The sequence below is a fragment of the Geitlerinema sp. PCC 9228 genome (assembly GCF_001870905.1).
Taxonomy (GTDB): domain Bacteria; phylum Cyanobacteriota; class Cyanobacteriia; order Cyanobacteriales; family PCC-9228; genus PCC-9228.
Map to the genome: position 1 here is coordinate 1 of NZ_LNDC01000172.1, position 12,876 is coordinate 12,876.

The following is a 12,876-nucleotide window of genomic DNA, read 5'->3' on the forward strand; positions in this document are numbered from 1 at the left end:
TTGATTTTGACGGCGGCTAAAGCCGCACGGGTCGCTTTTCATCCCTGCTTTAAAAAGTCAGGGCTTTCAAGCTCCTGACTCACACTCGTAAACATCGGATTTCATATTAGCTCTTTCCCCAACTAATCTTCTGGCGTGGGAGTTGGCGTTGCTGGAGACTCGCCACTGGTAGTATTGGATTCTGCAGAACCATCAGCTTGCCATTGAGAAATTGGTTTTTCTACCGCTTGCTGAAAACTTTTGGGAACCAACAAAACCGTTTTTTGATTGTCCGGCGTCTTTTGCGGGTTTACCTGAGCGTAGAGAAACTGACCGCTAAAATCAGTACCGCCCAAAACCATCTCGTGAAACTCTTTGTTTTGCAAGCGAATTTGCAGCCTTGCTAGTGGTTCGCGCAACCCGTAACTCTCCAACTCCTTTTGCGGACTGCCCATTGGCACCGAGCGATCGCTTTTTTCCGTCGCCAATAAATTTAACAAAAAAGCCACCGCCCCCTCACTAGCTGGTGTTGGATTTTCTGCCAAAGGTTCTATCCCTTCCGGATAGTCAACCACCCGAAGCATCCACTGACTTTCCCCATCGGATTTCTCTCGTCGTCGTAACTGCAACGTGCGATCGGACATAGTAATTTTAACCGAAGCAACCTGGTCCTCGCTAAACCCAAACAACTGTTTTTGCTTTGCCTCCGCCGCCTCCCGTTGGGGAACCACCCTGGTTTCGTACCAAGTCACCACCCCACCAAAAGCCGCAGCTACAATCAGAAGCGCTACTGTAGACCGTCTAATCTTCATAGGTTCCTCCCCCAAAACCAAACAAACTTTCTGTATGTCGTTCGTACAAAAACCGCCAACTTACCTAGGATTCAGACTATCTCCCAAACTCCCATGCTTTCTAACCCATCACCGCCGAACCCACCAAAACAGACCGGAAGCTATAAAGCCAAGTACGGGAAACAATAAAGCCAAAAAGCCTATCAAACGTATATCTTGGGAGTTTAAATTGAGACGGCGATTTTCCGGTTTGTTTGGTTGAATCGATAGCAATTGTTCTTCTTGTCGGCTTAACCAACCTATGGCATTGGCAAACAAGTCGCCGTTTAAGTTTCCAGAAATCAATCCATTGGTGGCAAAATCAGAATCTCCCAATACCACCAATCGCGATTCTGGTTGGGATTTGGGTTCCGAATCTGTTGCTGGCGTTTCTCCATCTTCTGCATTGGGAGATGGCGATGGTGTTGGCGATGCTTCTGGTGATGGTTCCGGCGATGGTTCGGTTGTGGTGGAATCTTCTGCAATTGATTCTCCCAAGGGTTTGCTAAAAGCAACTCCCAATACTAACGGACCCCTGATATCTTCTTCGGCATTAAATTCCCAATTGGGTCCTTCATCCATATTTTGTTCGGCCCAACTTTTGGGACTGGTAAGCAATAATGGGGTATCGTTGACGCCTTCTTGGGGTTCCACTTCCAAGGGACTCGCCAAAACAAAAAAGGTATAATTTTCGCCAAAGTCTTGGGTGATGGGATGGTTGCCGTAATCGGTAACCACAGGTGCTACAGGACCAAATCCTTGTACCCATTGTGAAGGATCCACCGCCACGCGATCGCTACGAGAAACTCCCCATTCCGATAAAAATTCCGACAATCCCGCCTCTTGTTGGGGGTCTACTGCGAGGAAAACGCTGCCGCCGTCGTCGAGATATTCCTGCAAAGCTTCCAGTTCCGATTCTAGAAAATTCTGTTTCGGTCCCACGATCGCGATCGCAGAGGCATTATCGGGAATTTCCTTGCCACCGGCTAAATTCAGGGTTTCTACACTGATGTTGTTGTTTTCCAGCCGCGTAACGGCTTGCGACAAGCCACCATCCCCTTGATTGTTGGGAGAATGTTCCTGGTGACCAAGGAGAAAATAAACCGTACTTTGCCGACCTCCCACCAATTTGGCGATGCTGCTGGTGAGTTTAGCTTCTTCTAAGGATTCTCGCTTGGTACTTTGTACGAACTGGCGTTGGTCGCCATATTCCACGTAAACTTCCCCAAACTCCTCCACACCAAATCGATCGGCGATCGCGGGTTGTTGGATGGGATCGACATACTCGTATTGAAAGCCACGATTGGCAAGACGCTGGTAGTTTTCCAACAATTCTTGGTTGTTGGATTTTGGTTGGTCGCTGAAGACCCATACTTTCACCGGTTGGTCTAGGGAATCTAGCAATTTTTCCGTTTGGGGAGCCAAGGTAAATCGCTGGCTTTCGGTTAAATCGATGGGTTCGCTGTAACGAACGCCGACAAAATTCACCAACCCCACAATTGCCACCACCGCTATGGTGGTTAGCAAGGCATTGGTTCCGGCTTCTGCGGAACGGGGAGACCCCCCAGCCAGCAAGGCATCCCCTTGGAAAATGAGCCACAATCCCAGAAAAACTGCACCGCCGATCGTCAATCCAACTGCGATCGCATTCCACTCGCCAGATACTGCTTGCATACTCAGACCCGCCGCTAGCAAAAACAGGCCCAGCAGAAAAATATATTTCCAATAACCCTTAAATGGCTTTTTCAACTTCGCACCTCCTGCTTTGTTTGGGGATTTGGGAATTTGGCTTGGGGAAATTTAATAGCGTTGGAAGCGGAATGTTTCAATGGATTGTGCGGTTAGGAAAATCCCTAGAAAAATATAGCTGAGAAATAGAACAATACTGCTGGGGTCGAGAATCCCCTGGGAAATATTTTGGAAATGTTCCACCAGGGATAAATGGCTGAGAATGTTACCTACCGCACCGCTGAGGTTGCCAGCAATAATGTCTATTACCCACAAAAACAAAACCAAGGCAAAGGTCAAAATCGCCGCCAAAATGGTTTTATCGGTGAGGGAGGAAACAAACATTCCCAAAGACAAAACGCTGGTTCCTAATAATAACAGTCCCACGTGGCCGGAAACGATTAAAGTAGCACTTAATGGTGGACTGGAAGCGGTTAAAGCCATGACCTCGTAAATAATTAAAGGCAGTAACATGGTGAGGTAAAAAGTCGCCACTGCCAGCAATTTTCCCAACGCGATCGCCCAATTGGTCAGCGGGGAAGTCGCCAAAAGTTCTAAGGTTCCCAGCTTTTTCTCCTCGGTATACAAATTCATGGAAAGCATGGGCAATAAAAATAAGGAAAGCGATCCCAAGGTTCCTAAAAACAAACGCAATGCCTCGTAGGGAACGTCCAAAGGTTCGCTAATCCCCAAGCGATCGCGATAGGCTGCCTGGGCAATAATTCCCTGAGGTCCAAACAAAATACTCAGAAAGAAAAATCCAGCAATCAACCAAAAAATACCGGCGATGGCATAGGCAAACGGCGAGGCAAAATATCCTTGAAGTTCTTTGCGGTAAATGGCAATAATACTGCTAAACATAGGTCGTTGTTCGTCTGTAAGTCAATGAATGTTTTGCTGATAGGGTGAGGAGGTGCTGGGGAGGATAGGAGAAGTAATTTCTTACTCTTTTCCTCATCCTAGCTTTTTCTCGCCAACTCCCTTTTCCGAAATCTTATTTTCTTCAGTAGTTAGCTGCAAGAATACATCTTCTAAACTGGCGCGAGTTCGTCGCATCTCGTACAAACCAATTTGATGCTTGGCGAGAATCTTGGCAATATCTTTTCCGGGTTCTTTTTCCGAGCGAGCAGTGATGTGGATTCGGCGTCGATTCTTGGCTAATTCTGGTTCGTCTACAATTTCCACTGACCGTACCCCCGCCACTTGTCGCAGTAAAGCAAGTACAGTTTCCCAGTTGCTGGTTTCTGGTTCCACTTCCAACTCGTATCCCGAACCCAGCGCTAGTTCCGACATTAGGTTGTCGGGGGTATTGGTGACCACCACTTTGCCTTGGTTAATAATGGTGACTTTTGTGCAAGTGGCGCTGACTTCCGGTAGGATATGCGTAGATAGGATAATGGTGCGATCGCCCGCTAAATTTTTAATTAAATCGCGCACTTCAATGATTTGGCGTGGGTCCAACCCCACAGTGGGTTCGTCTAAAATAATCACCGGCGGGTTATGAACGATCGCTTGGGCAACACCGACCCGCTGCCGGTAGCCTTTAGATAGTTTGCGAATCAGCAAATGGCGTTTGCTTTGTAGGTAGCAGTTTTGGATCGCTGCATCGACCATAGCCGCGCGATCGCCAGCTCTGACGCGCTTAATCCGAGCCACAAAATGCAAAAACCCTTCCACCGTCATATCCGGATACAAAGGCGGATTTTCCGGCAAATAGCCAATATTTTGACGTACAGCCATGGAATTTTCGTGTACTTCGTAGCCGGCTATCTTGGCCGTACCGCGGGTGGCTGGCAAATATCCCGCCAAAATCCGCATGGTAGTAGTTTTTCCCGCTCCGTTGGGACCGAGGAATCCCAAAATTTCACCAGCTTCCACCGAAAAAGTGACATTTTCGATAGCTGGTGTAGAACCGTAAATTTTACTTAAATTTTCTACTTCAATCATGTCACCTTGAGTTAAAACGGTTGAAGCTGACTTGGTAGCACTGCCACGGGCAAACCGCCACGATCGTATCAGATACATCAGCAGATCGGATAGGTTGGACCTTTCTACTGATGTTACGGTTGGCAGAGAATCCATTCTCAGCAAATTTCCTGAAAAACTTGGTTGGGTAGGATCCCAGCAATGTAGCAACTTCAGCACGCAGAGCTGGGAATATCCACCTCCCCAACCACCATTGTACGTTTTTGGAACGCTTGCCAAACCACCCAAGCAAGCGAACGAACCTATTGTCCATATTTTTAGTTAATCGGGGGTTCATTGTTTATGGCTACGCTTTACGTTAATCCCACCAGTGGCAGCGATTCCCAAGATGGATCGCAGGGCGCACCTTTCAAAACCATTAGCAAAGCTCTTTCCCAAGCCAGTGCCGGAACCACTATCCAACTAGCTACAGGAAATTATACGGCAGACAGTGGCGAAACATTCCCCCTGGAAATTCCCCCTGAGGTGAAAGTCATTGGCAACGAAAACACCAAAGGAGAAGGCATCACCATCAATGGTTATGGGGAACATGTCGCTTCTACCCTCAGCTTTCGCAACCCCAACATTACCGTTTTACCCAAAGATAGAGCGGAATTGCGCGGTGTTACCGTCACCAACACCGGCGATCGCGGTACGGGGGTATGGGTGGAAACCACATCCAGCAGCCAAGAAGTTTCCCCCACCATCGCCAACAACACCCTGACCAACTCGGTGCGGGAAGGTTTAACAGTCACCGGGCAAGCCAAACCCAAAATTCTTAAAAACAAGTTCCGAAAAAATCAGGGGAACGGTCTGACCTTCGTAGACAAAGCCAAAGGAGAAGTTAAAGGCAACACCTTTGAAGATACCGGTTCTGGAGTAAACATCGGCGGCGAAGCAGCTCCTTTCCTAGAAGGCAATCTCATTCGTTCCAATCGGACCGGCATTTTGGTACAAGCCGATGCCCGACCCGTCTTGCGCAACAACGAAATTCTCAACAATACCGACAACGGTTTGACGCTAATTTCTAACGCCCTGGTCGATTTGGGTCAGTCTTCCGAACCGGGGAACAATCTATTTCGCGACAACGGCAACTACGACCTGGAAAATGGTTCTTCCAATCAGTTGGTATCGGTAGGCAACCAACTCAACCCTGCCAATGTCAAGGGAGACATCGAATTTGCCAGCAGCGACGTTCCTACCCCCACGCCAGAACCCACACCTTCACCAGAACCTACCCCCTCTCCCACCCCCACACCACCTGCTTCCGAGCAACCTTCTCCAGCGCCTACGCCAGAACCTACCCCCTCTCCCACCCCCACACCACCTGCTTCCGAGCAACCTTCTCCAGAGCCTACACCGGCACCTGACGGACAGCTGACGGATATCCAAGGACATTGGGCAGAACGGTTCATTCAAGCTATGGTCGATCGAGGGATCGTCAGTGGTTTCCCGGACAATACCTTCAAACCAGAGAGCAACATGACCCGTGCCCAATATGCTGCTATTCTGGCGAAAGCCTTCGATTTGCCTTTGGAAAAAGATGAAATTACCTTTTCCGATGTGAGCAACGATTTCTGGGGCCAAGACGCCATTACCAAAGCCACCCGAATGGGCTTTATTTCAGGATTCCCCGATGGTACGTTTCGACCCAATCAAAATTTAACTCGGGTTCAGAGTATTGTATCGTTGGTTAGCGGTTTGGGGATGAGCGGCGGACCGGAAGATATTTTGGCTTTATACAAAGACCGCGCCCAAATTCCCAGCTACGCCACTGATGAAGTGGCAACTGCCACCGCCAAACGGATTGTGGTTAATGCCCCCGAAAAACGCGATCGCCTCGACCCCATGCGCGATGTCACCCGCGCCGAACTAGCAGCTTTGACCTATCAAGCCATGGTTTCCCAAGGGCAAGCCGACGCCATTGCCTCCGATGCGATCGTCATGTTCTCCGATATTGACGGTCACTGGGCAGAAGACTTCATCCGCGGCATGGCAAAAAATCCCGACGTTCTCTCCGGCTTTCAAGACGGCACCTTCAAACCCGACGATAAACTCACCCGCGCCCAATTTGCTGCCCTGTTAAACAGCAGCTACAACCTAGATGCCATGGTCAAAAACGACCCCACCACCTTTAGCGACGTACCGAAGGACTTTTGGGGCAGCGAAGCCATTCAAAAAGCCTACCGCGCCGCCTTTCTGTTGGGATATGGAGACGGTACCTTCCGCCCCAACAACACCATCAAAAAAGTAGAAGCGATCGTTTCTCTGGTGAATGGTTTGGGGTTAGAAGCCAAAAATCCCGACAGCAGCCTGCAAAAACTCAGCGACGCCGATTCCGTTCCTGATTGGGCGCGCGAACCAATCGCGGCAGCAATTGAAAACCAAATTTTGGTCAACCATCCCCATCCATCGCAGCTCAATCCCAACCAAGAGGCTACCCGGGCTGAGGTGGTCGCTGTTATGTATCAAATGCGCGTCAACAGCGGTACGGAAGTTGCCATTAACTCCGACTACATTTTGACCGCCTAAAACCACGAGCGAGCAGGGTGGGCATTGCCCACCTTACTTGCGTTGTCGAGGTTCATTCACTGTTTAAAGACCCCGAATCAAGGATTGGGTTTCTAGTCAACCTTCTTGCCACCAGCATCTACCGATTTTCTTCCCGCTTTGGTTCGTACTCCGTACAGGTTTCGCAGGGTCCGGAAGGATTGACAGCACACAGTAAAAATGACGAATGGGCGTTAAACCTACAAGTGGATCTTTTATCGGGTTTTCCAGAAATGAGACGCATCCGTTGCTCGTAGGCTTCCTTTTGGCGTTTGATGCGGGTATAGGTTTGCAAGCGCATGCGTTGGTAAAGCGTATGTAAAGAAGTAGACATAATGAAAACAGTTATAGAAAATCTTCATCTTTATTCGTAGTATCTCGTTTTTTTCTCAGAAATTCCGCCCCTCAATGGAGGGTATGCCGATAAAAAATAATAAGTTTTTTTAAGATATTCGCAACGTCTACGAAAGCCGGCATAGCAACGATAATCTCTGCATTCCATAGTTGCAAAAACTTGTGGTAGGATAGCTGGTTAGCGCCATCGGTTCTGTTGGGGAGCAGCCAGCAGAAGCAATGGGGAAAGCCCGGTGCGAGTCCGGCACTGTCCCGCAGCTGTGATGGGATTGTCGCCAATCCCTAAGTCAGAATGCCCGCCGATGGATGTTTGTGTTGTGTCCACATCTGCGAGGTACGGATGATGGGAATTTCGATCGATTCCAGTGGTTCGTTTTCATCAATAATGGTGCCAATTGCTTTGGCATTTGCTTGTTGGCTAAATATTAACCAACAAGCACAGCGATACCGTTTTTTTACCAGTTTTGAACGCCGCTTCGCGATTCTCCCGAGCAGACCTGGGGCGAAGCGGTTGGCTTATTTTGGGGAAACAACGTTCCCTGTGGGAAGCCTGGCAAATTTTTTGGCCAACGCTACGGCAGTCTTGGTTGCAACCAAGGTTTTGCACTTATTACCGCCAGCTCTCCTGGAAAACCATCCCCAACCTTGGCGCTGGGTGGCAATCCGCTGCTACCTGCCTCCTCGCTGGTTGATGCGTACCCTCGTTTGAAATTGTACGCGCAACTGTTACCGCTAATTCATTTGACGCAGGTAAGAAAATAACGGATATTTACAGAGAATTGTGACAGCCTGCGTTGAGGAATATTCGATCCTTGCGATCGCCTTTTGGCGGCGCGATCGCCCATTGATGGACCTTTGACTTTTTGCAAACCCCGACAACTATCATGAAAACCAGGAAAACCAGCATACATACCTTATCAAAATTCACCCTAACCGCGATCGCACTTCCCCTGAGCTGGGGAAATATATTGGCAGTGCAAGCCAACGAAACCACAGAACCAAACCAAACCAACGAAGACGACATCGAAATCACCGTCATCGAAGAAATTCTCGAACAACCCATCTACACCCCCTTCCGCAGCGAAGGAATCTTACGAGAATCCAGCCGCCCCGCCTACATCATCGACCGCCAGGAAATGCAAGCCCAAGGTGCCACCACCGTGCAAGAAGCCCTGCAATACTTACCCGGCATCATCAGTGCCGGCACCACCGGCGGTGAATTAGGCTCTCGACCCAGTCAATTCATGCGCGGTGCCAACAGCGACCAAGTCTTAATTTTGCTTGACGGTCGCCCCATCAACAACACCGGTTTTAGCGGTAGCTTCGACCTTGCCAGCATCACCACCGACAGCATCCAACAAATCGAAGTAGTGCCTGGTGGCGGTTCCACCCTCTACGGTTCCAATGCCATCGGCGGCATCATCAACATCGTTACCCGCCAACCCAGCGACGAACCCACATTCAGCACCAATTTAGAAGTGGGAAGTTTCGGCTACAACCAACAGCAAATTTCCTCCACCGGCACCATTGGTGATGTTAGCTGGGTGGTGGGATACAACCGCACCGCCGCCGCCAACGATTTTCCCTTTTCCCTAGAAACCTTTGATTTCCAAGATACCCGCAACAACGCCGACGTTCTCTACCACAATGTCAATCTAAAACTATCGGCGGATATCGACCAACACAACCAACTTACCTTTACTGGTTTGTATAATACCCGCGATTTGGGCGTTGCCGGTGGGGTTGCCATCCCCGACGAAGACAGCGTGGGCGCTTTTAACAGCTTAACCTCTGAAGCCCGGCAGTATACCGACGAACTCATGCTCGACCTCACCTGGGAGTCGCAATTGGGAAGCAACGACGATTCCCTTTTGACTGCCAGAGTGTATCGGGATTCCTTTTTCTATCGCTTTAGCAACCCCGATCCAGAGAACCCCGGCACCCTTGACAAAGTGCGTAGCAACATCACTGGCTTGCAAGTGCAGCACAACTGGGAGTTTGCCGACAATCAGACGATTACCTACGGCGGCGATTACCGTAATGTCAACGCCGAAAACACCACCTTTGATTTTCAAACCGGTGTGGAAGCGGAAAATTACGACGACAATATTTCTCAAGGAGCGATTTTTGCTCGCTACGAAGCCGATGTGACCCCAGAATTTAGCGTGAACGCTGGTTTGCGCCAGGAATTTAGCAATTTAGAGGAAGGGGATTTTACCTCGCCTTCGGTGGGATTTCGCTGGCAAGCCACTGATTCCACAGTAATTCGCGGTAACTATACCCGCAACTTCCAACTGCCCCTGATTCGCGAAACTTCCGGCTTGGCAGGGTTGGATGTAGAGGGCAATCCCGATTTAGACCCGGAACGGGGCAACAGTTTTGATGTTGGTATCGACCAGCAGTTGGGGGATTTTGGCTTGCTACGTCTGACGGGGTTTTTTAATGATGTTTCCGATTTGATTGCTTTTGAGTTTGGCAATCCCAGCACCTATCGCAATGTAGGTCGGGTGCAAACTTGGGGGTTGGAAGCAGCGTTGGATGTGCAGTTGGCAAGGAATGTTTACGCTTTTGGTAACTATACTCTCAACGAAACGGAGATTATTGACGATGCCACGGAAGCCAATGAAGGCAACGAACTGCCTTTTCGCGGTGCCGATACGTTCAATTTGGGGGTGGCTTACGAAACCCCCGGTCGCTTTTATGCGGCGTTGCTGCTACACGGTGTGAGCGATTTTTATGTGGATGATGCTAATGATGAGTCGCTCGACGGTCGCACGACGTTGGATTTGAAGGTGCGGGTGCCGGTAAGCGATCGCTTTGCGGTCAATGCCAGTTTGAACAATATTCTCGATGAGGAGTTTGAGCTTTATCCCGGATTTCCAGGGATGGGGATTAACTTCCGGTTGGGAGTGCGTTCCACGTTTTAGCTCTCACTTGTGGGAAGCGATTTTTCCGCATACTGGCGAACTTGCTTGGTTTTTGATTTTGTTTGACGAGGATGGAAATTTATGCTGATTCAAACACGTAATCTCACTGCTGGCTACGGCGACAATCCGGTTCTTGATAGGATTCAATTTCACCTCCATCCAGGGGAATGGGTGAGTATGGTTGGGGCGAATGGTTCGGGCAAATCGACCCTGTTGAAGTGTTTGAGCAAACAGCTTTCTCCACGGCGCGGCAGTGTGGTGTTGGATGGCAAAAATATCCATCATCTCTCGCCCAAAGCGATCGCGAAAAAATTAGCTCTGGTTCCCCAGCATCAGGATGCCCCAGAGGGGTTAACGGTGAACCAGTTGGTGGAAATGGGGCGCACGCCGTATCAAGCTTGGTGGCAGTGGGATTTGGATTGGGAAAATCGCTCTCCGGTGGAGGCAGCGTTGGTGCAAACGCAAATGCGGCACTTGCGCGATCGCCCTTTGTCAGATTTGTCGGGTGGTGAGCGTCAAAGGGCCTTTTTGGCGCTGGCTTTGGCACAAGACCCCCAAGTGTTGCTGCTTGACGAACCAACGACGTTTTTGGATATTCGCTATCAGTTGGAGTTATTAGAATTGCTCAAACGCTTGAAACAGCAGCGGCAACTATCTGTGGTGACGGTGTTGCACGATATTAATTTGGCAGCTCGCTATAGCGATCGCTTGGTGTTGATGCATGAGGGAAATATTTGGGATGCGGGCACCCCCGAACAAGTGCTCACCCCAAGCAATATTGCCAGTACCTTTGGCGTGGAAGTCGCGATCGCGCCGACGCCTGTAGGTTTGCAAATTATCCCTCTTTCTCCTTGCGGCGATGGCAGCAACGGTGGCGACTCCCAGGAAAATTGTTCGTTTCTTTCTACTGTTCGGGGAGAATCGTTTGGGTAGGTAGAAAGCTATTTCTCCCAATGGTGTTTTTTCGGATTTGTCCGCGCGTCTAGTTTTATTTTGTGGGTCAAGCGATGGTCCGAAGGACCGGTGCCCGATCGTCAAAAAATCATATTATTGCTACTAGCCAAAATTGGAAATTGGGTGTATAATAGAGAGGACATAGGGCGAGGGGACTCGTCGTAAAAAAGGGGGAGTTTAATGGGACACTTCAACCCAAACATCTAACCTGCTCGAAAATATTTCAATTATTTTTGCCCTGCCTAAATGTTTGAGCGAAACGTCTGCAGAAAAAAGCTGTTTCCCCTACCGGGCAGGGAGGAAAAAATTTTTCCTTTATCCCAAAAACTTATAAAATTGTTTGTATTTTTATAGTAGCGCCACGAGGGAATTTTGTCAAGGTTTTGCGTCAATCGATCGAGAAAAGCTGGCCAGCGCGATCGCGCCCGCAAGTAAAAACAAAAACGACAAAAACGATAAGATATCAGAAAGTCTCATTCGGTGTTTGGTCGATGGGCATAACCTTAGATCCGCTCAAACTCAGCGTTTTATTTTTCCTGGCATTGGTGGTTTTCCTGGGATTTCTGTTGGTTGCCGGGCTGTCGTATTTGCCCATGTCGCGGCTGTTCGATGCCCTGGTCACCCGCTTTTCCCCCCAGGATATTTACCAGGAAATCATTGCTCCCTACCGCATTTGGTTAACCTTGACCATCGTTGCCATCGTCTTGGATACGGTGGTGGTTGCCCTACCCAACCCTGATTGGTTGAACTGGCTGGAATTTCCCATTGGTATTTTCATCGCCTTAAACGTAATTATTCTTGCCTTTCAATTATTTGAGAAGCTATTCAACAACTATTTCCTCGGAGTTGCCTTAGAAGACCAAAGCAAAATTAACAGCGAACTCATTGCCCTCGGTCAGTATTTAGGCAAAGCCAGCATTATTTTAACCATTATCTTTTTCTTCGCCCAAACCCACCACATCAATCTCATTGGCTTGGTGGCTAGTTTGGGGGTCGCTGGGGCAGCGATCGCTTTTGCTTCCCAGAAAATTATTGAAGAAGTGTTGTGGAGTATCGTTCTATTTCTCGATCGCCCCTTCAGCGTTGACGAATACATTCACTTACCCGACCGCACCTTGGGCAAAGTCGAATCCATAGGATGGCGCTCCACCAAAATTCGTCTCTCCGGGAAAAACACACTCGTCATCATTCCCAACAGCCATTTAGCTCAAGACCGTATCGAAAATCTCACCCGAGCTAAGCGTGTTATTTCCATGGTCACCCTACGGTTTTTCCGTAGCATGAGCGAACAGGAAAAAGCCCTCATTCAAGATTTAATTACCGACAGCACCAGCGATATTCTGGGCATCGATCGCGATCTAACCCAAGTTACCTTCCAAGAAATCGTTGACCGCGAAGGTCGCAACTGCGTTCGCGCCCAGGTAATTTTCTTTATCTTGGGCACAACAGAAGGTTCCATGGAACTACGCCGCGGCTTGTTGGAAATTGCCCGAGAAAATATGGTGGAAAAACTGCAAAAACACGGCATCGCCTTCGACTGCGAGCAAAGTACAGTAGATGTGGTGCAGCCTATGAACATCTAATGCCAT

10 protein-coding genes and 1 riboswitch are annotated in these 12,876 nt (G+C 49.1%); of the genes, 5 read left to right on the plus strand and 5 right to left on the minus strand.

Annotation, left to right across the window (positions count from 1 at the left end; translation table 11 throughout):
- Positions 1-122: 122 nt before the first annotated feature.
- From AS151_RS18010 to AS151_RS18025, 4 genes are all read right to left on the minus strand, one after another.
- Positions 123-791, minus strand: coding sequence for a hypothetical protein (locus AS151_RS18010; protein WP_071518457.1), 669 nt, complete (start codon positions 789-791; stop codon positions 123-125).
- Positions 792-899: 108 nt separating this feature from the next.
- Complete coding sequence (locus AS151_RS18015; RefSeq protein ID WP_139240755.1) at positions 900-2,483, minus strand: Gldg family protein; 1,584 nt, start codon at positions 2,481-2,483, stop codon at positions 900-902.
- Positions 2,484-2,609: 126 nt separating this feature from the next.
- Positions 2,610-3,398 carry an ABC transporter permease subunit gene (locus AS151_RS18020; protein WP_071518459.1) on the minus strand — a complete coding sequence of 263 codons (789 nt, stop codon included), beginning with the start codon at positions 3,396-3,398 and terminating at the stop codon, positions 2,610-2,612.
- A gap of 93 nt (positions 3,399-3,491) precedes the next feature.
- Entirely contained in the window at positions 3,492-4,484 is a 993-nt protein-coding gene (locus AS151_RS18025) for an ABC transporter ATP-binding protein (RefSeq protein ID WP_071518460.1), read from the minus strand.
- Positions 4,485-4,805: 321 nt separating this feature from the next.
- On the opposite strand from AS151_RS18025, the gene AS151_RS18035 reads away from it, so the two are divergent.
- Positions 4,806-7,034 carry an S-layer homology domain-containing protein gene (locus AS151_RS18035; protein WP_071518483.1) on the plus strand — a complete coding sequence of 743 codons (2,229 nt, stop codon included), beginning with the start codon at positions 4,806-4,808 and terminating at the stop codon, positions 7,032-7,034.
- A 118-nt stretch (positions 7,035-7,152) separates the two neighbouring features.
- Here AS151_RS18035 and AS151_RS18040 read toward each other — a convergent pair whose 3' ends face one another.
- Positions 7,153-7,386, minus strand: coding sequence for a DUF6464 family protein (locus tag AS151_RS18040; RefSeq protein ID WP_071518462.1), 234 nt, complete (start codon positions 7,384-7,386; stop codon positions 7,153-7,155).
- Between the two features lie 191 nt (positions 7,387-7,577).
- Positions 7,578-7,725, plus strand: a riboswitch (cobalamin riboswitch).
- 264 nt (positions 7,726-7,989) lie between these two features.
- On the opposite strand from AS151_RS18040, the gene AS151_RS23150 reads away from it, so the two are divergent.
- From AS151_RS23150 to AS151_RS18060, 4 genes are all read left to right on the plus strand, one after another.
- A complete protein-coding gene (locus AS151_RS23150; RefSeq protein ID WP_275528004.1) occupies positions 7,990-8,115 on the plus strand; it encodes a hypothetical protein in 126 nt (41 codons plus the stop codon).
- 175 nt (positions 8,116-8,290) lie between these two features.
- Entirely contained in the window at positions 8,291-10,333 is a 2,043-nt protein-coding gene (locus AS151_RS18050; RefSeq protein ID WP_071518464.1) for a TonB-dependent receptor, read from the plus strand.
- Positions 10,334-10,414: 81 nt separating this feature from the next.
- Positions 10,415-11,266 (plus strand): ABC transporter ATP-binding protein, encoded by an 852-nt coding sequence (locus AS151_RS18055; protein ID WP_071518465.1) that lies wholly within the window; start codon positions 10,415-10,417, stop codon positions 11,264-11,266.
- Between the two features lie 512 nt (positions 11,267-11,778).
- Entirely contained in the window at positions 11,779-12,870 is a 1,092-nt protein-coding gene (locus AS151_RS18060; RefSeq protein ID WP_071518466.1) for a mechanosensitive ion channel domain-containing protein, read from the plus strand.
- Positions 12,871-12,876: the final 6 nt, after the last annotated feature.